22 protein-coding genes and 1 pseudogene are annotated in these 24,196 nt (G+C 58.0%); 6 read left to right on the top strand and 17 right to left on the bottom strand.

Annotation, left to right across the window (positions count from 1 at the left end; translation table 11 throughout):
• Positions 1–173: 173 nt before the first annotated feature.
• Complete coding sequence (locus FFH90_RS21850) at positions 174–593, bottom strand: hypothetical protein (protein WP_138866080.1); 420 nt, start codon at positions 591–593, stop codon at positions 174–176.
• A 324-nt stretch (positions 594–917) separates the two neighbouring features.
• Here FFH90_RS21850 and FFH90_RS21845 point away from each other — a divergent pair, with 324 nt between their 5' ends.
• Both FFH90_RS21845 and FFH90_RS21835 read left to right on the top strand, forming a co-directional pair.
• Positions 918–1,544: a DUF2971 domain-containing protein gene (locus FFH90_RS21845; protein WP_138866079.1), complete on the top strand. Its 627-nt coding sequence runs from the start codon at positions 918–920 to the stop codon at positions 1,542–1,544.
• Between the two features lie 409 nt (positions 1,545–1,953).
• Positions 1,954–2,208: pseudogene (locus tag FFH90_RS21835) on the top strand (DHH family protein); the annotation flags it as partial.
• Between the two features lie 323 nt (positions 2,209–2,531).
• Here FFH90_RS21835 and FFH90_RS21825 read toward each other — a convergent pair.
• On the bottom strand, positions 2,532–2,969 hold the full coding sequence (locus tag FFH90_RS21825; protein ID WP_138866077.1) for a hypothetical protein: 438 nt from the start codon (positions 2,967–2,969) through the stop codon (positions 2,532–2,534).
• Positions 2,970–3,171: 202 nt separating this feature from the next.
• Between FFH90_RS21825 and FFH90_RS21820 the strand changes: the two genes are divergently transcribed.
• Positions 3,172–3,390, top strand: coding sequence for a hypothetical protein (locus FFH90_RS21820; RefSeq protein ID WP_218573878.1), 219 nt, complete (start codon positions 3,172–3,174; stop codon positions 3,388–3,390).
• Between the two features lie 150 nt (positions 3,391–3,540).
• On the opposite strand, the gene FFH90_RS21815 is transcribed toward FFH90_RS21820, so the two are convergent.
• Complete coding sequence (locus FFH90_RS21815; RefSeq protein ID WP_225602977.1) at positions 3,541–5,007, bottom strand: DUF4435 domain-containing protein; 1,467 nt, start codon at positions 5,005–5,007, stop codon at positions 3,541–3,543.
• 847 nt (positions 5,008–5,854) lie between these two features.
• Here FFH90_RS21815 and FFH90_RS21810 point away from each other — a divergent pair.
• Complete coding sequence (locus tag FFH90_RS21810) at positions 5,855–6,178, top strand: hypothetical protein (protein ID WP_138866076.1); 324 nt, start codon at positions 5,855–5,857, stop codon at positions 6,176–6,178.
• A gap of 293 nt (positions 6,179–6,471) precedes the next feature.
• Here FFH90_RS21810 and FFH90_RS21805 read toward each other — a convergent pair whose 3' ends face one another.
• Both FFH90_RS21805 and FFH90_RS21800 read right to left on the bottom strand, forming a co-directional pair.
• A complete protein-coding gene (locus tag FFH90_RS21805; protein ID WP_138866075.1) occupies positions 6,472–8,262 on the bottom strand; it encodes a bifunctional diguanylate cyclase/phosphodiesterase in 1,791 nt (596 codons plus the stop codon).
• 134 nt (positions 8,263–8,396) lie between these two features.
• Positions 8,397–10,478 (bottom strand): carboxy terminal-processing peptidase, encoded by a 2,082-nt coding sequence (locus FFH90_RS21800; RefSeq protein ID WP_168206181.1) that lies wholly within the window; start codon positions 10,476–10,478, stop codon positions 8,397–8,399.
• Positions 10,479–10,618: 140 nt separating this feature from the next.
• Here FFH90_RS21800 and FFH90_RS21795 point away from each other — a divergent pair, with 140 nt between their 5' ends.
• Positions 10,619–11,581, top strand: coding sequence for a zinc-binding dehydrogenase (locus tag FFH90_RS21795; protein ID WP_111454640.1), 963 nt, complete (start codon positions 10,619–10,621; stop codon positions 11,579–11,581).
• 139 nt (positions 11,582–11,720) lie between these two features.
• Here the strand turns inward: FFH90_RS21795 and FFH90_RS21790 are convergent, their stop codons facing one another.
• The 6 genes from FFH90_RS21790 to FFH90_RS21765 form a co-directional block, all read right to left on the bottom strand.
• Positions 11,721–12,374 (bottom strand): HAD family phosphatase, encoded by a 654-nt coding sequence (locus FFH90_RS21790; protein ID WP_138866073.1) that lies wholly within the window; start codon positions 12,372–12,374, stop codon positions 11,721–11,723.
• A gap of 34 nt (positions 12,375–12,408) precedes the next feature.
• Positions 12,409–13,398 (bottom strand): ABC transporter ATP-binding protein, encoded by a 990-nt coding sequence (locus FFH90_RS21785; RefSeq protein WP_138866072.1) that lies wholly within the window; start codon positions 13,396–13,398, stop codon positions 12,409–12,411.
• Positions 13,395–14,195, bottom strand: coding sequence for an ABC transporter permease (locus FFH90_RS21780; RefSeq protein WP_018925174.1), 801 nt, complete (start codon positions 14,193–14,195; stop codon positions 13,395–13,397). The genes FFH90_RS21785 and FFH90_RS21780 overlap by 4 nt, the downstream gene beginning before the upstream one ends.
• Positions 14,182–15,018 (bottom strand): ABC transporter permease subunit, encoded by an 837-nt coding sequence (locus FFH90_RS21775; protein ID WP_167331172.1) that lies wholly within the window; start codon positions 15,016–15,018, stop codon positions 14,182–14,184. The genes FFH90_RS21780 and FFH90_RS21775 overlap by 14 nt, the downstream gene beginning before the upstream one ends.
• 5 nt (positions 15,019–15,023) lie before the next feature.
• Complete coding sequence (locus tag FFH90_RS21770; protein ID WP_018925176.1) at positions 15,024–15,830, bottom strand: alkaline phosphatase family protein; 807 nt, start codon at positions 15,828–15,830, stop codon at positions 15,024–15,026.
• Between the two features lie 230 nt (positions 15,831–16,060).
• Entirely contained in the window at positions 16,061–17,128 is a 1,068-nt protein-coding gene (locus FFH90_RS21765) for an ABC transporter substrate-binding protein (RefSeq protein ID WP_018925177.1), read from the bottom strand.
• 351 nt (positions 17,129–17,479) lie between these two features.
• Here FFH90_RS21765 and FFH90_RS21760 point away from each other — a divergent pair, with 351 nt between their 5' ends.
• Complete coding sequence (locus FFH90_RS21760) at positions 17,480–18,193, top strand: UTRA domain-containing protein (RefSeq protein ID WP_007940851.1); 714 nt, start codon at positions 17,480–17,482, stop codon at positions 18,191–18,193.
• Positions 18,194–18,228: 35 nt separating this feature from the next.
• On the opposite strand, the gene FFH90_RS21755 is transcribed toward FFH90_RS21760, so the two are convergent.
• The 6 genes from FFH90_RS21755 to minD all read right to left on the bottom strand — a co-directional run bounded on the left by FFH90_RS21755 (position 18,229) and on the right by minD (position 24,138).
• A complete protein-coding gene (locus FFH90_RS21755) occupies positions 18,229–20,382 on the bottom strand; it encodes a mechanosensitive ion channel family protein (RefSeq protein WP_064619274.1) in 2,154 nt (717 codons plus the stop codon).
• 77 nt (positions 20,383–20,459) lie between these two features.
• Entirely contained in the window at positions 20,460–20,636 is a 177-nt protein-coding gene (locus FFH90_RS30045; protein ID WP_008005668.1) for a hypothetical protein, read from the bottom strand.
• 145 nt (positions 20,637–20,781) lie between these two features.
• Entirely contained in the window at positions 20,782–22,071 is a 1,290-nt protein-coding gene (locus FFH90_RS21750) for a M18 family aminopeptidase (RefSeq protein ID WP_018925179.1), read from the bottom strand.
• Positions 22,072–22,344: 273 nt separating this feature from the next.
• Positions 22,345–22,980, bottom strand: coding sequence for an RluA family pseudouridine synthase (locus FFH90_RS21745; protein ID WP_018925180.1), 636 nt, complete (start codon positions 22,978–22,980; stop codon positions 22,345–22,347).
• Between the two features lie 91 nt (positions 22,981–23,071).
• On the bottom strand, positions 23,072–23,326 hold the full coding sequence (gene minE, locus FFH90_RS21740; protein ID WP_007940845.1) for a cell division topological specificity factor MinE: 255 nt from the start codon (positions 23,324–23,326) through the stop codon (positions 23,072–23,074).
• Positions 23,326–24,138, bottom strand: coding sequence for a septum site-determining protein MinD (gene minD, locus FFH90_RS21735; protein ID WP_007940844.1), 813 nt, complete (start codon positions 24,136–24,138; stop codon positions 23,326–23,328). Before minD ends, minE begins: the two co-directional genes overlap by 1 nt.
• Positions 24,139–24,196: the final 58 nt, after the last annotated feature.

Below are 24,196 nucleotides of genomic sequence, written 5' to 3'. Positions count from 1 at the left end.
CTGCTTCTCGCCGGCCTATCGATAAATGGCTTATGGGCAATCGCCAGGCTTGCTTTGCATGATTTGTATTAGGTGAGGCATTGGTTTGGGATGGGGCAAGCTGTGCGGCAAACACTTACGTGCGGTGCCAATTATGCATTCGTAGGGTTATTTGAGTGCCCCTCACAATTTGCCTACACAGATACATCAACGCCCACACGAGCCAGCAGCCACTCCTGATAGACCGCAGCGCTGTTAATAGATAAGTCGCCATTGTTAGCGTCGATGGTTTTCTCCTCAAGGCCTCCGATCTCTATCAGATGCTGGAGGTCTTCCAGCCCATGCGAAGTGTCGCTTTTGCTGAGGGACTGCACATTGGGCGGTTCGATAGAGTTGCTTTTCGTGTCGCCCGTCGCCCGGTTTTGATCAGATTTATAGCGGGCTGTCAGCTGTTCCAGATTGCGTTCTGTGTCGCGAAAACTTTCATCGATCTGTGCCTGGATTTCCGCTGTCGCATTTGCGATCTGGATCTTGCCGGCGGTCACTTTGCCACTATCCAAAGACCTTCTGAGCCCATCAACATACTGCAGGGGAGGTAAGTTGCTTCCGATCATTTTGACACTCCTTGGTTGGTAGCCGAGTAGCAGAGCAAAAGTCAGGCCATTTGCTTAGTACCTTGTCCTTTAGGGCGTTGGCGGGTCACTGAGGTGAGTCGGTGGCACACTCTTGCCGAGAGCGGCGAAGCGTTGCCATAGCGTCGGGAAAAGGGGCCAAGTGGCATCGACCTGCTACGCTGAATCATTACTGCAGCTAAGCTTACCGCCATCCAGGCCACTCCCTTCATGCGAGGGCCAGCCTTGCAGCGTAACGGGGAAGCTTATACTACAATAATATATCGCTTGACATGTTTATGCACTAATAAGGAGTTTAGGTCCGTAATGGAGTCATCTCTTCGTCGATATACAGAGCTCCCCTACCTAATTGATTATTTACAATCAAAGGAGCTTGTCCTTCTGAGCCCGAAATCATGGGATGATAGAAATGACTCTTACTATATTGAGCGATTTGCCCTAGCTAGCGGCCTTTTAAGCACTTACGCTCTTTGCTTAGCTGAGGCTCCGGAAACCTATCATCATTGGAGGGTGTTTTCTCATGGTGGCGGTGGTGTCTGCATCGAATTTGATAAGGCTGAGATAGTTCGTGCAGCAAGCTTAATTCCCGGTATGCGAGCAGAGAACGTTACATACAAAACGATAAGTGAGCTCGGAAGATCTAAACCTTCAACGTTGGATTTACCATTCTTGAAGCGTCATGCATTCGCTGATGAGAAAGAGTTTAGGTTGTTTCATAGCTCAGTAGAAGAGGGGCCTCCAGTATTTCGCCTTTCGGTTCCGCTAAGAGCGGTCAAGCGCATTACATTGAGCCCGTGGCTGCCTAGCTCCGTTGTTATTCATATTGTAAACACTCTAAGATCAATTGAAGGCTGCACAGCGCTGAAAATATTCCAATCAACACTTGTGGAAAATGAAGACTGGAAAATACTTGCCTCGTTCAGTGCAAATTAATACATTTATCTTCGCTCGTTTTTTCCAATCCAGCTTCCTTAAGCACCATGTATCTCTTGGAGTGCTGCGCTGTGGGTTGTGTGGGAGTGCCCAGAGCCTCACGGACGCCGGTGATATTAATCATGCGCTCGGCTGTAAAGCGTGGAGCCTGAAAGCCCAGCACTCCAGTCGGGAACTACCTTCCATCCTGCATCAGAATATACAATCGTTGTGGTTATGATACGCGTCGGGATTCAAGAGCGGCGTGATCCGAAGGTATATTCCACGTTTTGAGTGTCTGCTATTGGCTGTGGATTCAACCGGTCGCTACCGACAGCTATAGGTCGAAATCGGCTAACCCACAAGGGGAAAAGGGGGCTGATTTATTTGATTTATTTTGAAGGAAATAAATCAGTCCCCTTTTTGCATTTTCTCCGAGTGCCAAGCCACTATCGAGTCAGACCTGATCGGCGCGTTGGCGGTTGATATGAAGCGGCTGAAAGCCGATAGCAACCTGCCGCAGGTTTTCGCGCAGATGGCGGTGTGGGATGCCAGTGCGCTGATCCGAACGCATCGTTCAACGATCGGTCACTGGCTGGCGGCGCAGGCTGGAATGGCTGTGCTTGAGCGCTCGCTGCTACGTAAGGAACTGTTGAAGTTGGGGTTGGACTGCACTCCGTTGTGAGTAAATAGCCTCTGGTTTTGTAGCCATATCGAAGGGGGGCTTTTGGCCGATTTTGTTGAAAAAGTCGGTTTGCCCAAAACGCTCGAATATTGATGGGTGAAAACACCTCTTTTGCACGCTGCTACGTGAAATCCGAGTCCTGAACCTTCTGCCAAAAAGACAGATTTCAATCTCAGGCGCGTACTTTTCTGCGTGGAATCCGAAGCCGACTTTTTCAACAGAATCGGCCGATTGTTGTCTGTTGCTAAGGGCTGCGATCGGCCAGAAGCAGTCCTTTTTTATCCTGTTTTTATGTCGCGTGGCTGATTGCAAGAAAACGCGGCTTAAAACGGTGCGGCCAGAACGTTTTTGAAGATATTGCAAAGCACAGTGTATCGATGTGCTAAGTCCTGCTCACCGTGTAGAAGTGATCCGTCCTGCTCGTAAAATGCTCCTCCAGTACCAATCAGGAAACGCGCGGCTTCAACAGCGGGCTCCCCGAAGACGCTATCGGCTTTCACAACAATTTGCCCAAACAAGTTCTCATTACGAAGACAAGGGGCGAAGTGAACCGAGAATCCTCTACCTGCTGCGTTTCCCTTCATATCAGTACAACCTGTTGTCTGGCATGGCGCAATCGAGTAGTTGGGCAGCAGTTTTTCCGCCATTGTCTCCCAATGTACGGCGACATCATCCAGCTCACGGCTGATTCGCTTCCAGTCCCTACCGTATGCTCCTAGTTGCTTGCCAAGGGCGTCTTGATCTTTGTTGTACTTTTCCATTTTTGCTCCTGGTGACTTGGGGGCGATTGCTCAATGGGATGCCCATAGAGCTTTTGGATTATGCGTTTGCTTTGCGGCAAAGCATTCCAATAGCCTGTCATTTCTAGGCATCAGTCAAGAAGTTCCTGCCGCCTAGAGTCTATGCCCTAAATACCGGTAAAATTGTTTTAAGATCCAAAAAATCTCAAGCGGAGCGGCAGGTATGCCAACGATCGACTTCACCAATATTCGCAGCGTGCCCAAAAGTAAAAATGACAGCTTTGAAGCGTTAGCCGTACAGCTTTTCCGCTTCAGTTGCGATGCTCCCGAGGGGTCAAGCTTCTACAGCTTGCGGGGTGATGACGGGGACGGTGGTGTCGAGGCCTATTTTCGGGCTCCAAATGGGGCCGTTTTGGGAAATCAAGCATTAAAAGGGGACTGATTTATTTTCAGAAAATAAATCAGTGGCGCCTTTTTTCTTAAGCCACCTCCGAGCAGATGCGGACACTCCTGAGCTTTTCAGCAATAAGCGCCTCGTATAAATACGAAACGGCTGACAGCTTAGCTGGCCCCCTGTGGCAATCTCTCATAGTCAGGCCACGAGGGTTGCAAAGGTACCGAGGTATGGCTTGATAGCGGCAACGACCGCGCTTCGCTCGTCAGTTCGCGCAAGGCGAACCACAAGTTCGACGAGTTCTCCCGCCTTCAGTCCTAGTGCATTTCCGATCTGGTTCGGAAGAGACTTGCGGTTGTAGAGGCGAAGCAAACCTCGGTAGTCTGTCGCATCGATCACAGCCTGAAACTCCCCATTGAACTGAACGTACAGGGAGGGAATGTCAATTCCCTGGGTCAGTTGTTGCAAAGCAGTCGAGAGCCCGGGCACTCCACGGGCCGACGCATCTAAGCAATTGAGCTTGAACTTCACCTCTGCGATGACTCGCAATGAGACTTGGGTGTCGAGCTCTGCTTTCAACTGCTTAAAGACTTGTGTGACGGACTGATTGAAATCGGTTCTTATATCGCGAGCTAAGCGGTTGCTGACAAGTGCTAAAACCTCCTGTGTGCAGAAAAGGTTCTCGACCTCCGCGACGTCCAGCGTGAAGATGTTGTCGGTCAGCAGCGCTGCGATTTCCGGCGACGTGCGCCGGTCACGATCGATAAGGCCGTAGACCTGCAGGTGGTGGAGTTGGGTGTTTGAACGCAAAGCGCGAACAACCTGGATGACCTGTTCACAACTACCGCGAGGAATTACCAAGAATCCTGTGAGTATCTCGCGGTAGAGCGAAACATCGTGACTGCCGTTCACGCCTTCGACAAAGACAACAGGCTTTCGACTGCCCAGAACTTCAATCAAAAGGTCATCCGGAAGGTCATCTTTGTCCTCGATGAGTTCCCAATCCCAAGATGTTCCATCAAAAGACTTGAGCCAGATTCGCTGCGCGCCCTCTTGGGCCACGGCGAAGTCTACATCGTGAGTCAGATAGACGAATAGGCAATCGGGACGCAATCTCTCAACCTCGGCCCAGAGAGGGGTTTGCACCGACTTATGCAGGTGCAACTCAGGCTCGTCGATGACGACGATGCCGTCCTTAGGCGCGGCAATACACTGCCCGATTAGGTAAAAAATAACGCGTTCGCCATCGCTCATCTCGGAAGAGTTATAGATTTTGCTCGCGTCACCCCGAACCTGGGTCTGAATGCGTAAACCACCGATCACGAGTTCGCGATGCGGAAGGATCCGCTCCCACGTCTGCTTCAGCTTGTCCATCCTAGTCAGCGGAGGCTCAACCCTCGTAGATGATTGCCGCTGAGCGACCTTGTATTTGGCGTTCTCCTCCGTCTCGTCCGAGAACAGAAAGATCATAAGTTTTTCGTAATCGTTCAGGGAAGCCGTGGCAGGCTTGTTTTGCCATCGGTAGTATTTGTTTGCCTCGGTTGGATGACCAAAAAAAAGGTTCCGCTCCGCTAACTCTATAGACATTGGCGTCGTCGTATCGGGCATAGACAGCGACTTCTGCGCGGAGATCCTGAACACGCGGGCATGATCAGGCGACTCCATTTCAAGCCAAGCTCCTAGGCGAGTTTTACCTGAACCGTTGGCGCCAACGAAAAGTAGACTCCGGCCTGTCGTAATCGTCTGATGAGCGCCGCCGTGGCGCGGTAGCGTGATGGATCGCGTAACTGGCATGGTTGACATCGAATGTGCTGTGCTCGGATTAATTGTCTGGGGCCGTCCTGCAAGCATCTAGACTGCAGAGCAGTTTGTAGGTCGCAGCGCGATGCGGTTCACAAGCGTAGCTCGCTCAAAGATCGAGTGGCCTCTGGCCGTTAGAGGATTGACCCCGGCCGCTAGGATAAAGCGACCAGCGGATACTTTCGGGCAGCATACTTCCTCCCGTGAATTGACACGAGCATTCAGCCTGAAGCGGTCACACGGCTCAAGTACCTGAAGGATCGATCCAGGCCAACTTCTGCCTGCCGCTACCGGCAGCTATAGGTCGAAACCGGCTAACCCACGGTGGAGAAATCAACCCAGGCTTCAGTGAAGCCTTCCGCCACGTTTGCTTTTTTGAGCGAAATTTCTGGGCGAGGTCTTCGGAAGTTTCCTTCAAGTTGTGGCGGTTTTCGTGAACTGGTGCGAAAGGAATTCAACCGATAGCCTTTGGTGGTCACTGCACATTCAGTGGCAGGGTGTAGGAACCCTCCAGACCATGAGAAACGCTTTGGCGTCGACACCTGATTTGCGGCTGTTACCATGCGCCCGTAATATCAGTAGCGGCGGCTGTGCGCGGGCACGCTTCGGTGTGGTCGAGTTCTCTGGTCTCGATATTCCTACCCCGCGTATAGCTGCCACCCAAGCCTGTAGGACGGCCGATGGTAGCTCCACTTCTACCAGAGGTTTAAAAATGAAAAATCTTCATCCTGATCCACCCTACGAAAAACCAATTCCCCACCCCAAAAAACGCTTCATGGCGTTGACCAGCAACTGCACCGACATGCCCACCCTATTCGTCGACACCCACGCGCCGCTGGACATTCTGACCGAAGCCGCCAGCTATCGAATCCGCGCCGTCACCCAAGTGCTTGAGAACCTGTCCATGCGCGGTTCAGTCGAGTGCGATTCGATGATTCTCAGTGATTTTGCGTTGCTCTGTGCCATTCCGCTGCGCGATGGCTGTGATGTGCTGGATGTGATTGGGCGGCGGTTGCGGGCTCGGTCTTCGGACTAGAGCCGAGTGGTTTTTGTGGCGAGGGGGCTTGCCCCCCGTTCGACTGCGAAGCGGTCGCCAAACCAAGCCCCGCGGTGTACCTGACAAATCCGGAATGCAGGTTTTGGGGCCGCTCCGCAGCCCAACGGGGGCAAGCCCCTCGCCACAGGGTGGGAGTTGTGGTGGTTGGGGCTGCTGCGCAGCCCAGCGGGAGCAAGCTCCCTCGCCACACAAGAGCAAGATCAAAAGATCGCAACCTTTGGCAGCTCCTGCGCGCCTGTGGGCGCTGCCGAAGGCTGCGATTTTTTTGGTGATCACCGCCGGCCTGAGATCAGTGTCTCTTCGGCGATTGGCACCACCAAACTATCAATCACATGCACGCTATACCCCGGCACATTCTTCGCGTGGTGTTTGGCCTGCGAGGCCATTTCCGCTAGCTGGCTCGCGTCGAGCTGTCCGCAGGCCTGTGGATGCAGGTGCACCACGCCGATGGACAGGGACAGCAGCGGAAACTCCTGTCTTACGCCCTGGCGGTTGGGGGCGATGAAGCAGCCGGCTTCCAGGTGTTCGCTGCGGTAGAAGCGCCGGCATTGGCTGTGGAAGTCGTCCAGCAGTTGGTTCAGGCGTTTGCGCCAGTCTTCGGGGCCGAGCACCAGCAGGAAGTCGTCGCCGCCGATATGGCCGACGAAGTCGCGGGATGGGTCGACGCGGTCGTTCAGGCATTGCGCCAGGCACAGTAGGACTTCATCCCCGCGACCGTAGCCGTAGATGTCGTTGAAGGGTTTGAAGCTGTCGATGTCCACGTAGCAGATCACCGATTCCCGTTCCTGTTGCAGCAGGCGTGTCAGGCATTGCTGGATGGGCACGTTACCTGGCAGCAGGGTCAGCGGGTTGGCGTAGCGGGCTTGCTGGATTTTCAGTTCGGTGATCAGTTTGAGTACGTCGATCACTCGGCCCAGGCCCAGGTAGCCGCCGTTGAGGGTGATGATGAAGTCTTCTTCGATGCGTTGGCGGGCGCGGCTGGTGATCAGGCGGCTGACCTGTTGCAGCGACTGGCTCAGTTCCACGGCGAGGAAGTCGTCGCTCATCAAGCGGCTGATGGGTTTGCGGGCGAACAGGTCGGTGGCAAACGGCTTGAGCAGGGCGTCCGAGAGTGAGTGACGGTGAACGATGCCGCACGGCCGGCCTTGCTTGTCGAGTACCGCCAGGGAGTTCAGGTTGGCCTGGCGGCGGAAGGCTTCCAGTACGGTGGCGGTCGGGGTGTCGCTGGCCATCGCCGGTTGGTCGTTGAGCAGGGCGCTGAGGTCACTGGCGTCCTCGTTCAGCATCGCTGCTGCGCTGGTTGGTTTGGGCATCAAGGTTCGGGCATCGCGGGGCGGATGCTCCTGGGGCCGGCAGAGCAGATAGCCTTGCACAAGATCGACGCCCATTTCGGTCAGCACGGCGAGTTCTTCTGGCAATTCGATGCCTTCGGCGATCACTTTTGCCCGGGACGCCTTGGCGATCTGCAGGATCGAGCCGACGAATTCACGCTTGAGCGCGTCCTGATGAATGCCGTCGATAAAGTGTCGATCGATCTTGACGTAATCCGGGCGCAATTCAGACCACAGCCGCAAGCTTGAATAACCCGCACCCAGATCATCCAGGGCAATGGAAAAGCCCATTGCCCGATAGTGATGCAGGGCGGTTTGCAGCAACTGGAAATCGTCGGTCGGGGTCTGTTCGGTGAGTTCGATCACCACCTGGCTCGGCGGTATGCCGAAATCCTGCAGCAGTTGCAGGGTGCGTCCGGGTTGGTGGGCGGCTTCGAGCAGGGATTCCGGGGATACATTGAGGAACAGTTTGCCGGGCAGTTGCTGTTCATTGAAGCGTCGGCAAGCGCTTTGGCGGCAAGCGATTTCCAGTTCGCTGAGGCGACCGGCCTGGCGGGCTACCGCGAACAAGGCAATGGGGGAGTGCAGCGGGCTGTTGGAGGGGCCACGGCTGAGGGCTTCGTAGCCGATGATACGTCGTTCAGAGAGGGAAATGATTGGCTGGAACAGGCTGTGCAAACCGCTTTGAGTCAGTATTGAGCTCAAGGCACTCAGCTGTTCGGTTGTGGTCATGGCGATCTCTGGCGATAAAAAAAGGACCGGGAGCGCAAAGCTCCCAGTCCTTTATTTCACGACAGAATGATGTCTATTTGATGACACTCCGGGGAGCGTCAGCACTAAATTGCCATCATCCTGATTGTAAGCACTTAGTGCTTGGCGACCGCAGTGTTGAGTTTCAAGTAATCCAGCAGAATCCGCCCGGTCTCGCTCAGGTAGGCGTCGTCTTCTGGCTTGGTCTTGTCTGGCTCGGCCGCGATGGCATCTTCGTCTTCTTTCTTCAGCTCTTTGAGCGGCTCTTCACCCTTGGCCTTGCGACGGATGTTTTCCATGGCCAGTTGCTTGGCTTCGATATCGGCGTGTTGTGCACGACGGTCGGCTTCATTGAGGCTGACGGTTTTTTCGGCCATCAGCTTCTGGGCCAGGGCCAGTTTGTCGCGGATGAACACGAACTCCGCGTCTTTGGCCGAGCGCACGTCATGCTCGGACTTGAGCTGCGTGATGTACGGTTTGAACGGGTCGACCGCCGGCTTGATGGCCGCACGGATGGTGTCCCACGGCATGGCTTCCGGCAGGGCGCTTTCGCCGATTTCCTTGGTGTCGATGATCGACGGGTAATCGATGTCCGGCAGTACGCCCTGATGCTGGGTGCTCTGACCGGAAACCCGGTAGAACTTGGCCAGGGTCAGTTTCAGTTCGCCATGGTTCAGCGGCTGAATGGTTTGCACGGTGCCTTTGCCGAAGGTCTGGCCGCCGATGATCAGTGCACGGTGGTAGTCCTGCATCGCACCGGCGAAGATCTCCGACGCCGAGGCGGACAAACGGTTGACCAGCAACGCCATCGGGCCTTTGTAGAACGCGCCCGGGTTTTCATCTTCCAGTACATCGACCCGGCCGTCGGCGTTACGCACCAGCACGGTCGGACCTTTGTCGATGAACAGGCTGGTCAGTTCGGTGGCTTCCTGCAGGGAACCGCCGCCGTTGTTGCGCAGGTCGATGACCACGCCGTCGACCTTGTCTTTCTGCAGTTCGGTCAGCAGCTTCTTGACGTCGCGGGTGGTGCTCTTGTAGTCCGGATCGCCGGCACGGAAGGCCTTGAAGTCCAGGTAGAAGGCCGGGATCTCGATGACGCCGAGCTTGTAGTCCTTGCCATCCTGCTTGAGGCTGAGGATCGACTTCTTCACCGCCTGATCTTCAAGCTTCACCGCTTCGCGGGTGATCGGCACGATCTTGCTGGTCTGGTCATTCGGCGCATTGCTGGCCGGAATCACTTCCAGGCGCACCACGGTGCCTTTCGGACCACGAATCAGTTTGACCACTTCGTCCAGGCGCCAGCCGACCACGTCGACCATCTCTTTGTTGCCCTGGGCCACGCCGATGATCTTGTCGGCCGGAGCGACCTGCTTGGTCTTGTCGGCCGGGCCGGCAGGCACCAGGCGCACGACTTTGACTTGATCGTTATCGCTCTGCAACACGGCGCCAATGCCCTCCAGGGACAGGCTCATGTTGATGTCGAAGTTCTCCGCGTTATCCGGCGACAGATAGTTGGTATGTGGGTCGTACGACATGGCGAAGGTGTTGATGTACGCCTGGAAGATATCTTCCGCGCGGGTCTGGTCCAGACGCACCAACTGATTCTTGTAACGCTTGGTCAGGGTTTCCTGAATCTGCTTTGGCTCTTTGCCGGAGATCTTCATCCGCAGCACTTCGTCCTTGACGCGTTTGCGCCACAGGTCGTCGAGCTCGGCGGTGGTCTTGAGCCAAGGGGCATCCTTGCGGTCGACCAGCAAGGTTTCCTTGGTGGTGAAGTCGATCTTGTCGACGCCCTTGTTCAGCTCGGCAAGGGCAAAGTCCAGACGCGCCTTGACGCGATCCAGATAGCGCTTGTAGATGGTGAACCCGGCGTTCAGGTCGCCGCTCTTGAGGAAGTCGTCGAACTGGGTTTTCCATTTGTCGAATTCGGCAATGTCACTGGCCATGAAGTAGCTGCGCGATGGATCCAGCAGCTTGAGGTAGCTGTCGTAGATGATCACCGAGCGCGCATCGTCGAGCGGCGGCTTGCTGTAATGGTGACGCTTGAGCAATTCGACGACGTTCAGACTGGCGATGACTTCGTCGCGATCGGGCTGAAGCTTGTCCCAGCTGTTGGCTGCGAACGAATTGCTCGACATCGGCAAGAGACCGAGACCAATGACAAGAGCGAGGGCGGTGCTGGGGAAAAAATGCTTCATGCTGATTCGACGCGGGGACAATTGATCACGCATATTAGGCCGTCTTTGAAGTCGCCGGTTCCCACAAGGGCCGGTCGCATAATGCAAGAAAGCCCGGCGCTATAGCTTCGGGCTCAGTCCAGACTCACTATGGAGGCACTGTGAAAGCATTGCAAGGCGTTGAGGGGCGAGTGGAGTGGGTTGAGGAGCCGAGTCCTACGTGCGATGTAGGACAAGTTCGTATCCGAGTGGCGGCAGCGGGACTCAATCGAGCCGATTTGTTGCAGAAAGCGGGCCTGTATCCGCCGCCGCCGGGAGCCAGTCAAGCACTGGGTCTTGAGTGTTCGGGGGTGATCAGCGAGGTCGGCCCGGGCTCGTCCTGGCAGGTCGGAGATCGGGTTTGCGCCTTGCTGGCCGGGGGTGGGATGGCCGAAGAGGTAGTTGTCGACGGACGGCATGTGTTGCCGGTTCCCGAAGGATTGTCCCTGGCCGAGGCCGCGGCGTTGCCGGAAGTGTATGCGACCGTTTGGCTGAATTTGTTTCAATTGGCTTCGCTCAAACCGGGTGAGAAAGTTCTTCTGCATGCCGGAGCAAGTGGAATCGGTTCAGCTGCCATTCAGCTGTGCAAGGCGTTTGGTAACCCGTGCTGGGTCAGCGTCGGCTCCGAGGATCGTCTGGCCTACTGTGAAGCGCTGGGTGCCCAGGGTGGCGTGGTGCGCAATAAGGATCTGGACCGCCTGAACGATCTGGGGCCGTTCGATGTGATCCTGGATCCGGTGGGCGGTAACTATGCGGCGCTGAACCTCAAGTTGCTGGCTCGCGATGGCCGTTGGGTGTTGATCGGTTTGATGGGCGGTCGTGAAGCGCAGCTGGATCTGGCGCAGGTGCTGGCCAAGCGCGTGCAACTGCTGGGTTCGACCTTGCGTAATCGCGATGAGCAGTTCAAGGCCGATTTGTTCAGCGATCTCAGCCAGCACGTCTGGCCGCTGTTTGCCGAAGGGCGTTTGAGCCCGCAACTGGCCAGGACGTTTGCGATCGAGGACGCCGAAGCGGCGTTTGCGGAGCTGGCGACCAATCAGGTGTCGGGCAAGCTGGTGTTGGTGATTGACGACAGCCTGACCTGAAACGTGCGGGCTTAATGATCGTTCCCACGCTCTGCGTGGGAATGCCTCAATGGACGCTCTGCGTCCGCTTCTGGGACGCGGAGCGTCCCGGGCTGCATTCCCACGCGGAGCGTGGGAACGATCAACACAAGGGATCTGGTTACTTCCAGATATGGATCGGCCAGCCGGCTTTTTCGGCGTGTTCGAGCAACACTGGATCCGGATTCACCACATGCGGGAAATCCACCTTCAGCAGCAGCGGCAAATCGTTGCGTGAGTCCGAGTAGAAACTCGCGCCTTCAAGGTTTTCCTCTTCGGCGTCCAGCCATTCCAGCAAGCGGGTGATCTTGCCTTCGCGGTAGGTCAGGGTGCCCACCGTGTTGCCGCTGTACACCCCGTGCGCCACTTCCAGTTCGATGCCAAGAATCTCGTCGATGCCCAAACGGTCGGCAATCGGCTTGACCAAATGCGTGCCCGAGGCCGAGATCACCAGAATCCGGTCGCCGGCCTTGCGGTGGGCGGCGATGGCTTTGGTGGCGTCGCTGAAGATGATCGGCTCGATAAAGTCTTCCACCCAGGGCGCTACCAAGTGCTCGATCTCTTCCGGCGTGCGACCGATCAACGGCTCCAGGCTGAAGGCCATGTAGTCTTCCATCGCCAAGTGGCCCCTGCCGTAGGCATCCATCAATTCCTTGTCACGACGCAGGAAGGATTCGCCATCGACCCAGCCGAGGCGGGCCATCTGTTCGCTCCATAGCGAGGCGCAGTCGCCGTGGATCAGGGTTTCGTCCAGATCAAAAATTGCCAGGGCCATTAGTACGGTTCTCTCTTCAACATCAGCAAGGTCATCAGGCTACCTCACACAGGGCTGTCGGATCGATGGAAAGTGCCAGGCGCTGACCATCGGGATGCAGATCGGACGCCGAGCGGTTCAGCACATCCACCACCAATTCCACCCCCCGAGCTTCGACCCGATAGCGAATCACGTTGCCCAACAGGCTGTGGCTGCGCACCTGCGCGTCGAGTTCGCCGTTCAGGCTCAGCTCGATGGCCTCCGGGCGGATCGCGATGCGGTGGGTGATCGGCCGTTGCAGCAGTTTGCTGGCGCTGTCGGCGTCCAGCAGGTTGTAGTTGCCGATGAAGCCTGCGGCGAACACGTCGACGGGCGCGGTGTAGAGGGTTTCGGCATCGCCACTCTGTACGATCTTTCCCTGATTCATCAGGAAGATACGGTCAGACATGGTCAGGGCTTCTTCCTGATCGTGCGTGACGAAGATCGTGGTCAGGCCGAGTTCGCGCTGGATCTGACGGATCTGTTCACGCAAGTGCTTGCGAATCCGCGCATCGAGCGCCGACAGCGGCTCATCCAGCAACAACAGCCGAGGTCGGGTCACCAACGAACGAGCGAGAGCGACACGCTGGCACTGGCCACCGGACAGCTGATGCGGGTAGCGGGCGGCGAAGTCATTGAGTTCTACCAGTCTCAGCACTTCGGCGACGCGTTTTTGGCTGTCGTCGGCGTTGACCTTCTGCATGCGTAAACCGAAGGCGACGTTCTGCTCCACGGTCATGTTCGGGAACAGCGCATAACTTTGGAACACCATGCCGATTCCGCGTTTCTGCGGGCTCAGTGGGACGAGGTCGTGACCTTCCAGCAGAATCTGGCCACCGTCCACCGAGGTCAGGCCGGCGATGCAACGCAGCAGCGTGGACTTGCCGCAACCGGACGGGCCGAGCAGGGTGACGAATTCGCCTTTCTTGATTTCGCAGTTGATGTCACTGAATACGGTGGTGCCTGAGTAATCTTTCTGAAGATGTTGGACGCTTACATAGCTCATTCGCTTTTGTCCTTGTTCAAGATATTGGCCACCCAGGTCAGAACCAGCACAAAGAAGAAGTAGGAAATCACCAGCGCGCTGGTGAAGTGGCCGCTGCTGTTGCGCATGTTGTTGAGGTAGACCTGCAGGGTTTCGTAGCGGGTGCCGACGAGGATGTTGGCGAACACGAACTCACCGAACAGGAACGAGAAGGACAGCAGTAACGCTACCATCAGCCCCTTGCGCAGGTTCGGCAACACCACCAGGAAGGCAGCTTGCCAAGTGCTGGCGCCGAGCAATTGCGCGGCGTCCATCAGGTCGCGCAGGTTGATCGCTTGCAGGTTGTTGGTGATCGCCCGGTACATGAACGGCAGCGCCACGGTGAAGTAGCAACCGATCAGAATCCACGGCGTACCCACCATCGCGAACGGCCCCGAACCGTAGAGCTGCAACAGCCCCACCGACGACACCACCGGCGGCACCGCGAAGGGCAGCAGGATCAGAATGTTCATCAGCGCGTCGAGCTTCGGGAAGTGGTAATGCACCACGAACAGCAGCGGCAGAATCAGCACCACCGACAGAATCAGCGAGCCGATACAAACCAGCAACGACTGACCGAATGCGTCGAGAAAGCGTGGATCGCTCCACAGCTGGATGTACCACTTGAAGGTAAAGCCGCTGGGCATAATCGTCGCCGACCAACTGCTGGCGATCGAGTAGATCAAGGTTCCGAGCAGCGGCAATAACAGAATGGCAAACAGCAAATACACGATGACCCGGTGGTAGACACCGACGGGCCCCAGTTCAGCGCGAGACATGGTAGCTCCTCTTCAACAGCAGCTGATGCACGATGGTCACCAGGGTCATCAACGCCACCAGCACCACGGCCAAGGCGCTGGCGAGGTTCGGGTCGAGGGAAATGTCGCCGGACACCATCGCCGCGATACGGATCGGCAACACGTTGAAGTTGCCGGTGGTCAGCGCGTAGACCGTGGCGTAGGCGCCGAGGGCGTTGGCCAGCAGAATCACGAATGTGCCCAGCAGTGCCGGGGTCAGCACCGGCAGACCGATGTGTCGCCAGAATTGCCAGCCGTTGGCCCCGAGCAAGGCGGCGGACTCACGCCAGTCTTCGCGCAGGGCATCGAAGGCCGGGTAGAGCAACAGCACGCCCAGGGGAATCTGGAAGTAGGTGTAGAGAATGATCAGCCCGGTTTTCGAGTACAGGTTGAAATCCTGAATGATTCCGGCCTGTTTCAGCATGATGGTGAAGGTGCCGTTGAACCCCAGCAAGATGATGAACGCGAAGGCCAGGGGCACACCGGCGAAGTTGCTGGTCATGTTGGCGAAGGCATTCACGAAGTTGCGCAGTTTCGAGTCGACCCGGCGCAGGGAGTAGGCGCCGAGCACGGCAATGACGATGCCGAATACGCTGGACCAGAAACTGATCTCGAGGCTGTACTGGATCGCCTGCAAATAGAACTTCGAGTTGAAGATTTTGCTGAAGTTGGCCAGGCCCCAACCGAACTCTTCCGATTGCAGGCTGTTGATCATCACCCAGAGCAGCGGGGCGATCTCGAACACGAAGAAGAAAATCGCGAAGGGCACCAGGCACAGAGCGGCCAGCCATTTACCGCGGGTCATGGCATTCACTTGAGCAGCTCCCGGCACACAGGTTTGTCGTGGGGCACGCCCAGCAGTTCGCAGACGGTGCCGCACAGTTCGGTTTGTTTCGGTGCAGCGCCTTGGTTGAAGCTGAAGGCGTCGCCGAGGACGAACAGCGGCACTTCGCGTTCTTCAGGCAGCAGGCCGTTGTGCGAGCGGTCGTTGTTCATGCCGTGGTCGGCAGTCACCAGCACTTGGTATCCGGCGTCGAGCCAGCCTTGCAGGTAGTCGGCGAGGATGACGTCCGCCGAGCGGGCGCTGTTGCGGTATTGCGGGGTGTCGAGGCCGTGCTTGTGCCCGGCGTCGTCGATGTTCATGGGGTGGACCAACAGAAAGTTCGGCGCATGGCGCAGGCGCAGGTTTTCCGCGTCGGCGAACAGGTGCGAATCCGGGTAGTGGTCGTTCCAGTAGAAGTGACCGTGCTGGATCGGCAGTTTCGGGTCGTCGGTGTGACGGTCCCGGGCAGCCACGAACGGCGAACGGTTATACAACTCGCTGACCCAGTGATAGGCCGCGGCGGCGGTTTTCAGGCCGGCGTCGGTGGCGTAATGGTAGATGCTGCGCTGGTTGGACAGGCGCGAGACGTTGTTGTGAACGATGCCGCTGTCGATCGGCGCAACGCCGGTCAGGATGCATTCGTAAAGCGGTCGGGACAGAGCCGGCAGTGCACATTCCAGTTTGTAGAGCGCCGCGCGTCCTGCGCCAACGTAAGCCTGCAGATGCCCCATGGCGTGGCGCGCGACTTCGTAATTGAGGCCGTCGAGCACGACAAGGATGACGTTGTGCTTCATGGGGGGTGGGACTCCGCAAAAAACAGATGATCAAATACGCAACCAATCCCCTGTGGGAGCGGGCTTGTGGCGAGGGGGCTTGTCGGACCGCCGCATCGCCCCGTTGGGCCGCGCAGCGGACCCAATATCTGCGAGCGCTGCGCACTCGAACGGGGGCAAGCCCCCTCGCCACACAAGCCCGCTCCCCCATTTGGATCTCCATCGGAGTTCCAAATGGGGGATCTACAGGTTTACGGCATATTGATGATGACTTCTTCCTGCCACTTCTGCGGCAGCGACTTGGAGGTCTTTTCCCACGCGTCGGCGTCTTTGATCGGCGTGACCTTTTTGTACTGTTCGTTAGGCAGCAGCTTGGCCTTGACCTCTTCCGGCAGAGTCAAATGCTCGGCGCGAATTGGACGGGCGTTGCCTTTTGCCAGGTTGATCTGGCCAGCGTCGCTGAAGATGTATTCGCGGGCCAGTTTGGCGGCGTTCGGGTGCTTGGCGTATTTGTTGATGATGGTGGTGTAGCCGGAAATCACCGAGCCATCGGATGGAATCAGCACGGTGTAGTCATCCGGATTCGCCATCTTGGCCTTGTAGCTCAGGCCGTTGAAGTCCCAGACCACGCCGACTTCGATTTCACCCTTTTCCATGGTGGCGATCGTCGGGTTGGCCATGGACAGGCGGCCTTGCTTGGCGATGTCTGCGAACAGCAACAGGGCTGGCTGAATGTTTTTCTCGTCACCGCCATTGGCGAGGGCGGCGGCCAGTACGCCGTTGGCGGCCTGGGCTGCGGTGCTTACGTCACCGATGGAGACTTTGTACTTGCCGCTCTTGAGGTCGGCCCATTTGGTCGGTGCTTCGGAACCGTGCAGCAGCTTTTTATTGATGATGAACGCGATGGAGCCGGTGTAAGCCAGCGCCCAGTTACCGTCCTTGTCCTTGGCCCAATCCGGAACCTGTGCCCAAGTACTCGGCTTGTAAGGTTGCACCACGCCCTGCTTGACCGCGATCGGGCCGAAGGCGGCACCGACGTCGCCGATGTCGGCTGTGGCGTTGTCTTTTTCGGCGGCGAACTTGGCGATTTCCTGGGCCGAGCTCATGTCGGTGTCGATGTGTTTCAGGCCGTATTTCTTGGCCAGGTCTTCCCAAGTGCCTTTCCAGTTGGCCCAGTCATCGGGCATGCCGACGCTGTTGACGGCGCCTTCCGCTTTCGCAGCGGCTTCGAGTGTTTTCAGATCGGTATCCGCCGCCATGGCGGCAGTGCACAGGGCAATGGTCGAGCCTAACAGTGATGCCAGGAAAAACTGTTTCATCCGAAGCTCCTTTGGGCGTTTTCAACGCTGCGATTGCGGTTGTGTTGGTCTAGGTCAGCAATACCTGAGCCAATTTAGGCGTCCTGGATGACATTTTGATGTCGACGACCGGTCGGCCTGAATTTCCTGCGCTCGGATACGCGGGGTGCGAGATAAGCGTAGACCATGGCTAAAGGGCTGATATGAAAGGGACTTGGCCATGAAATTGCAGGTGTCTGAAGCAACCGTTCGGCGGCTTTGTCATCTGTCAGTCATCTGCAGTGCCTAGGCTTGCAGGCAATTGATGGAGCCCGGTTTCAATCGCGGTTCTGCCCTGAATCAGTGCTGGTCTAGTCCAGATAGGTAACGTTGATGCGCATCGAGACAACCAAAGCGGTGACAGCGATCGGGCAGGTTCTGCAAGAACAGCTCGACCACGGGCTGTTGGCGCCCGGGAGCAAGTTGCCGGCCGAGCGCAAGCTCAGTGAGTTGTTCGGTACCACGCGGATCACCGTGCGTGAGGCGTTGTTGCAGTTGGAGGCCCAGGGCCAGATTTATCGCGAGGAGCGTCGCGGCTGGTTCGTGTCGCCACCGCGACTGGCTTATAACCTGATGCAGCGCAGCCACTTTCACGCGATGGTCAGCGCCCAGGGGCGGGTGCCGTCCACCGAGGTGATTTCCGCGCGTTTGCAACCGGCGTCAGCGGCGGTGTGTGCCTGGCTGCAGTTGCCGGCGCTGTCGAGCGTGATCCAGATCTGCCGTTCGCGACGGATTGACGGGCGATTGGTGCTGTATGTGGAGCACTACCTGAACCCGCAGTATTTTCCGGGGATCCTGGATTTCGATCTGAATCAGTCGATGACCGAACTGTATGCGCGGCATTACGACTTGCACTACGGGCGGGTGCGCTTCGAGATCGTACCGACCGCGCTGTCGGTGGACGCCGCGGCGGCTTTACGGGTGTCGGTGGGCAGCCCGGGGTTGCGGATTGCCCGGGTCAACTACGATCAGCATCAGCGGCTGATCGATTGTGACCTGGAGTTTTGGCGCCATGATGCGATTCATGTCGGGGTGGATGTGGTCTGAACCCCCGCTGCACCTGCCCACACGACATTTCCCGTCTACGCAGATTGTTCGCCACCGGGGGTGATCACCTGAATGCTCATGCGCGGTGTCGCCAGATCCAATCCGGCCTCATCCAGATGCCGCTTGAGCGACAGGTTGAACGCCCGGGACACTTCCCACTGCTTGATCGGCGCGGTCTTGAAGCGCGCGCGAAGAATCGCATTGCCTGACTCGAAACTTTCGACCCCCTGGATCTCCAGCGGCGACCAGATGTTGCGCCGTTGCAGCGGGTCGGTGCGCATTTTCTGGCCGACGTCGCGCATCAGCTTGATCGCCTCGTCGATGTCCATGTTCGAGGGCACCGCCACCCGGAAGATCGCGTAGCCGAACTCCCGGGAGTAGTTCTTGATGCTTTTGATTTCGCTGAACGGAATGGTGTGGACGATGCCGTCGATGTCCCGCAGGCGCACGGTGCGGATGGTCAGGCCTTCGACCGTGCCCAGGTGGCCGCCGACGTCCACGTAGTCGTCGATGGCCAGGGAGTCTTCGATGATGATGAACAGCCCGGTGATCAAGTCGGCCACCAGCGATTGCGCGCCGAAACCGATGGCCAGGCCGATGACGCCGGCACCGGCCAGCAGCGGCGTGACGTTCATGCCCATGTTCGCCAGGGCGACGATCAGCGCAATGATGAAAATCGCCACGAACAGCACGTTGCGGATCAGCGGCATCATCGTCTGCGCGCGGGCATTGGCTAGGCCTTTGCGCGAGCGGGTTAGGGCGTGGTGCACGGCGGTGTCGCTGAGAATCCAGATCAGCCAGGCAAAAATCAGCGTGCCGCCGAGGCTGAACAGTTTGACGCTGACTTCATGGCCTTCGCCTTCGGTGAAGCGAATCAGCGACATGCCCCAGACCCGCAGGCCGAGTTCGATGAACGCCAGCCATACCAGCAGATGGGCGAGGGTGTAGAAGAAGCTTTTCAGGCGATCCGAATACAGCGCATGGCGCTTGGGGCCGCGTTGTGGCTTGAGTGCATGACGGCGCACCAGCCCGTTGATGACCATGCACAACACCAGCAGCACGGTGCAGATCAGCGACTGACGCAGCGCGGTGCTGGTGTCGCCGGCAGAGACGAAGGTGGCGAACAGTGAGATGCCCACCAGCACCAGCGCCGGCAGATACCAGAACGTCCCGAGGATTTCGATCGTGTCGCTCAAGGCGCGGCGGGTCAGGCGCCGAGACAGCGGCTGGTTGCGGATCAGGTGCGCAATGGGCCGGCGGAAACGCAGAATGAAAAAACCTGTGAAGATCGCCGCCAGTACATTGGCGAACGTCGCCGCCGTATGGGCCAGATGTTCACCGAGGCTGGCGATCAGGCGCGGGTCGTTCAGGGCTTCACCGAAGGCGGCGAAACTGCCGATCAGCCACAACGGGCGGAAGGCCTGATGCCGCAGGATGTACAGGGCGCGATGACGATGCGGGCCATCGAGCAGGGAAAACGCGATGACGCAGATCGCCGAGAAACAGGTACCGACCACCAGCGCATAAGCCAGCACCATGGCCAGGCTTTTGCCCAGTGACGAGGGCAGGGCGTAGGTCATGTATACCGTCATGACCAGGGCGATCATCCACGGCCCGAGTTTGCGCAAGGCAAAGCGCAGCATGTCCAGGGCCTTGGGGTGTTGCGGCAGTTCTTCGGTGAGGCCGAAGCGCATGCGCACCCGGTGGCCGAGCCAGATCAGGGCGGCGGCCAGCAGGCTCCAGACCATCAGGATCATGGCGAAGGCAAAGATGATGGGCAGCCATTCATTGGCCGGCAGCATGAGTGCCACCAGTTCATCCTTGGCCAGGTTGACTTCTTCGGACCAGCGAGTGAGGGGGCTGTCGGCGCCGGAAAATTGCTTTTCGAAACTGGCCAGGGTGCCGCCGATCAGGCCCAGCACGCCTTCTTCTGTGGTGGGTTGGGCTTTTTTGCTGACGTCGCGCAGCTTTTTCAGGTCCGCCAGGAGTTTGGTCCGTTGCTGATCGTTTTCCAGCGACTTGATGACTTCGTCCAGCGACTGTCCCAGTGGAGCTTGCGCTTCGGGCTGGGTTTTTGCCGAGCCGCTGAGCAGCCCCGGCAAGCCGGCCGCCTGGGCAGGCGTCAGCGGCAGCAGCGTCATCAGGCAGACAAGGAACAAACAGGGCAGGGCAAAAAGACGAGCGAACACTAGGCGGTCAACCTCGGATGAGCGAATCGGCCGAGTGTACGAGCCCGTCAAAATCAATGCGAGCCGGGCGCGAGGATTTATTCGTTGAGTTTGGCGAGGATCTTGTAGATCACGGTGGCGAGGATCATCAGCATGCCGACCCACATCGCGAACACACCGGCGTTCTTGTCGCGAAAGTTGAAACCGATGGCCAACATGATCATCCCGGAAAGAATCGGGATCAGCATGGCGTGAAACGAAGACATCGAGATCATGGTGACAGCCTTGTCGGAGGGGTTACTGCAAGTCTAGGCGGCTTTCGGGCGGGCGTTGGTGATGTGTGGCAGGAATGGATCGCAAGATCATTGTGGCGAGGGAGCTTGCTCCCTCGCCACAAAAGTTGCCTTTTAATCACAAGGGTTATGGCAATTCGCGGCAGGCGTAAAACGCGCTCAGCACTTTGACCAGGTGTGCCAGGTCATGGCTGCCGCACAGCTCGCGGATCGAGTGCATGGCGAACGTCGGCAGGCCGATGTCCACGGTGCGCACGCCCAGGTGGCTGGCGGTGATCGGGCCGATGGTCGAGCCGCAGCCCATGTCGCTGCGCACCACGAAGCTTTGCACCGGTACTTCTTCGGCCATGCACAAATGACGGAAGAACCCGGCGGTTTCGCTGTTGGTGGCGTAGCGCTGGTTGCTGTTGACCTTGATTACCGGGCCGGCGTTGAGTTTCGGGCCGTGGTTGGCGTCGTGCTTGTCGGCGTAGTTCGGGTGCACGCCGTGGGCGTTGTCGGCCGAGACCAGCAGGGATTTCTGAATGGTCCGTACGAATTCATCCCCTTCGGGCAACAGGCGACGCAGGGTTTGCTCAAGCATCGGACCGTCGGCGCCACAGGCCGAGCAGGAACCGACTTCTTCGTGATCGTTGCAGACCAGCACGCAGGTTTCGTCTGTTTCGGTCGTCAGCAATGCTTGCAGGCCGGCGTAGCACGACAACAGGTTGTCCAGGCGAGCGCCCGCGATGAAATCGCCATGCAGGCCGATGACGGCAGCACTTTGGGTGTCGTAGAAGCTCAGCTCGTAATCGAGCACCACGTCGGCGTTCAGGCCATGTTCGCGGGCCAGCTGATCGGTGAGCACGGCGCGGAAGTCCACGCGTTCGTCACCGGCGAATTGCGCGAGAATCGGCGGCAGTTCGGTCTGGGCATTGATCGCCCAGCCCATGTTGGCTTCACGGTTGAGGTGAATGGCCAGGTTCGGAATGATTGCAACGGGAGCCTTGAAGTCGATCAACTGGCTCTCGACCTTGCCATCGCGACGGAAGGTCACGCGGCCGGCCAACGACAGATCGCGGTCGAACCACGGCGCCAGCAGCGCACCGCCATAGACTTCGACGCCCAATTGCCAGAAGCCCTGGCGTTGCAGTTCCGGCTGGGGTTTGACCCGCAGGCACGGGCTGTCGGTGTGCGCCCCAACCAGGCGAATGCCGCCATGCAGGGGCGAATGACGGCCCATTTTGAACGCGACGATCGAAGAGTCGTTACGGGTGACGTAGTAACGGCCATTGGCTTCGGTGGTCCATGGCTCGCGCTCGTCGAGGCGCACAAAACCGGCCGCTTCCAGGCGCTGGACAAGGCTGGCGGTGGCATGGAACGGGGTAGGGGAGGCCTTGAGGAAGTCGATCAGGCCTTGGTTCAACTCTTCGCGCATAAGAAGCTCCAGACAGCAGTGGCGCCAGTTTAACGTATTGAAAGCGCAAAGTGCGGCGGGCCTGATGTTGGCGGCGCGTGAGATTTAATGTGGCGAGGGAGCTTGCTCCCGCTCGGCGGCGCAGCGACCGCAAATCCTGCTTGCGCGGTGTGCCCGACAGAATACGGTCGCTGGTTTTGGGAGTGCTCCGCACTCCAGCGGGAGCAAGCTCCCTCGCCACAACAGCCTCCTCGCCACAACAGCTCCCTCGACACCGAAGCCTGGGCACCGCCGTTAGAACGGTGCCGGGCACTCGAAGCGCAGGCGTTCGCCGCTTTGCGGATGAGTGAAGCTCAGCATGCTCGCGTGCAGGCACAGGCGTGGCCAGGCAGCCAGGGCTTGCGGATGGGCATAGAGCCCGTCACCCAGCAGCGGGTGGCCGATGGAGAGCATGTGCACGCGCAACTGGTGAGAACGGCCGGTGATCGGCGTCAGCTCGACGCGGCACCAGTCGCCACAACGCTCCAGTACACGCCAGAAGGTCAGGGCGTGCTTGCCGAATTCGTGGTCCACCACATGCCGTGGCTTGGTCGGCGGATCGTAGCGCAGGGGCAAGTCGATGCTGCCACTGTCCAGTTCCGGTTGTCCCCAGCACAGGGCGGTGTAGGCCTTTTCGGTTTCGCGGTCGTGAAATTGCCGAGACAGTTCGCGATGAGTGTCCGGGTCACGGGCCAGCAGAATGATGCCGGAGGTTTCCCAGTCCAGCCGATGGACAATTCGCGCTTCCGGGTAGCCGTTTTCTTGCAGGCGCGTAATCAGGCAGTCCTTGTTGTCATCAGCCCGTCCGGGGACGGAGAGCAACAGGGTCGGTTTATCCACCACCAGTACGGCGGCGTCCTGATAGATGATGCGGATGTTGGACAACGGCATTAAAACAGCCTCGTAACAAACGCCAACGGCGACTCAGGCCCCCTCCAGTCATGGAAGGGCCCTGAGCCGCCGTGGCTCCCGCCGGATCGACTCAGCGATCGGGCAGGGTGATATTGAGTTCCAGAATCGAGCAGCTGCCCTGGTTTTCCAGAGCGACGTGCACGTCATCGGACCCGATATTGACGTACTTGCGGATCACTTCCACCAGTTCCTTCTGCAAGGCTGGCAAGTAGTCCGGCGTACTGCGTTGGCCGCGTTCATGCGCCACGATGATCTGTAGACGCTCTTTCGCTACCGAGGCGGTACTGGGCTTTTTGTTGGCACGAAAGAAGTCAAAAAGGTTCATTACCTACCTCCAAAAAGTCGCTCGAAGAATCCCTTCTTCTCGACATCGAGGAAACGATGGTCCACGGTCTTGCCCAACAGACGATCGACAGCATCGCTGTACGCCTGGCCGGCGTCGCTCTGGTCGTCGAGAATCACCGGCACGCCCTGGTTGGAGGCTTTGAGGACGGCTTGCGATTCCGGAATCACGCCCAGCAGGGTCACCGCGAGGATTTCCTTGACGTCTTCGACGCCGAGCATTTCGCCGTTGACGACGCGCGTAGGGTTGTAGCGGGTCAGCAACAGGTGTTCCTTGATCGGGTCTTCGCCGTTTTCGGCGCGACGGGACTTGCTGGCCAACAGGCCCAGCATGCGGTCCGAGTCACGTACGGAGGAGACTTCCGGGTTGGTCACGACGATCGCTTCGTCAGCGAAGTACATGGCCAGGTGGGCACCTTTCTCGATACCGGCCGGGGAGTCGCAGACCACGAATTCGAAGTCTTCTTTCAACTGCATCAGGACTTTTTCTACGCCTTCCTGGGTCAGCGCGTCTTTGTCGCGGGTCTGACTGGCGGCCAGCACGTAGAGGTTTTCCAGGCGCTTGTCTTTGATCAGGGCCTGTTGCAGGTTGGCTTCGCCGTTCACCACGTTGACGAAGTCATACACCACGCGGCGCTCGCAACCCATGATCAGGTCGAGGTTACGCAAGCCGACGTCGAAGTCGACGATAACTGTTTTGTGACCACGCAGAGCGAGGCCGGTACCGATAGCGGCGCTGGTGGTGGTCTTACCCACACCACCCTTGCCGGATGTAACCACGAGAATCTTGGCCAAGGTGTTTTACCCCTAAGGAAAAAGGACGTTTAGCCCCTGAAAAACATCTCTTGAAAAA

It is taken from the genome of Pseudomonas sp. ATCC 43928, from assembly GCF_005938665.2.
Taxonomy (GTDB): domain Bacteria; phylum Pseudomonadota; class Gammaproteobacteria; order Pseudomonadales; family Pseudomonadaceae; genus Aquipseudomonas.
This window is presented reverse-complemented; position numbering and strand designations above follow the sequence as displayed.

Excerpts from the sequence above, each read along its gene's own strand:
- FFH90_RS21850 (WP_138866080.1), bottom strand. The coding sequence starts at position 593 with ATGATCGGAAGCAACTTACCTCCCCTGCAGTATGTTGATGGGCTCAGA.
- FFH90_RS21845 (WP_138866079.1), top strand. The coding sequence starts at position 918 with ATGGAGTCATCTCTTCGTCGATATACAGAGCTCCCCTACCTAATTGAT.
- FFH90_RS21825 (WP_138866077.1), bottom strand. The coding sequence starts at position 2,969 with ATGGAAAAGTACAACAAAGATCAAGACGCCCTTGGCAAGCAACTAGGA.
- FFH90_RS21820 (WP_218573878.1), top strand. The coding sequence starts at position 3,172 with ATGCCAACGATCGACTTCACCAATATTCGCAGCGTGCCCAAAAGTAAA.
- FFH90_RS21815 (WP_225602977.1), bottom strand. The coding sequence starts at position 5,007 with ATGGAGTCGCCTGATCATGCCCGCGTGTTCAGGATCTCCGCGCAGAAG.
- FFH90_RS21810 (WP_138866076.1), top strand. The coding sequence starts at position 5,855 with ATGAAAAATCTTCATCCTGATCCACCCTACGAAAAACCAATTCCCCAC.
- FFH90_RS21805 (WP_138866075.1), bottom strand. The coding sequence starts at position 8,262 with ATGACCACAACCGAACAGCTGAGTGCCTTGAGCTCAATACTGACTCAA.
- FFH90_RS21800 (WP_168206181.1), bottom strand. The coding sequence starts at position 10,478 with ATGAAGCATTTTTTCCCCAGCACCGCCCTCGCTCTTGTCATTGGTCTC.
- FFH90_RS21790 (WP_138866073.1), bottom strand. The coding sequence starts at position 12,374 with ATGGCCCTGGCAATTTTTGATCTGGACGAAACCCTGATCCACGGCGAC.
- FFH90_RS21785 (WP_138866072.1), bottom strand. The coding sequence starts at position 13,398 with ATGAGCTATGTAAGCGTCCAACATCTTCAGAAAGATTACTCAGGCACC.
- FFH90_RS21780 (WP_018925174.1), bottom strand. The coding sequence starts at position 14,195 with ATGTCTCGCGCTGAACTGGGGCCCGTCGGTGTCTACCACCGGGTCATC.
- FFH90_RS21775 (WP_167331172.1), bottom strand. The coding sequence starts at position 15,018 with ATGACCCGCGGTAAATGGCTGGCCGCTCTGTGCCTGGTGCCCTTCGCG.
- FFH90_RS21770 (WP_018925176.1), bottom strand. The coding sequence starts at position 15,830 with ATGAAGCACAACGTCATCCTTGTCGTGCTCGACGGCCTCAATTACGAA.
- FFH90_RS21765 (WP_018925177.1), bottom strand. The coding sequence starts at position 17,128 with ATGAAACAGTTTTTCCTGGCATCACTGTTAGGCTCGACCATTGCCCTG.
- FFH90_RS21760 (WP_007940851.1), top strand. The coding sequence starts at position 17,480 with ATGCGCATCGAGACAACCAAAGCGGTGACAGCGATCGGGCAGGTTCTG.
- FFH90_RS30045 (WP_008005668.1), bottom strand. The coding sequence starts at position 20,636 with ATGATCTCGATGTCTTCGTTTCACGCCATGCTGATCCCGATTCTTTCC.
- FFH90_RS21750 (WP_018925179.1), bottom strand. The coding sequence starts at position 22,071 with ATGCGCGAAGAGTTGAACCAAGGCCTGATCGACTTCCTCAAGGCCTCC.
- FFH90_RS21745 (WP_018925180.1), bottom strand. The coding sequence starts at position 22,980 with ATGCCGTTGTCCAACATCCGCATCATCTATCAGGACGCCGCCGTACTG.
- minE (WP_007940845.1), bottom strand. The coding sequence starts at position 23,326 with ATGAACCTTTTTGACTTCTTTCGTGCCAACAAAAAGCCCAGTACCGCC.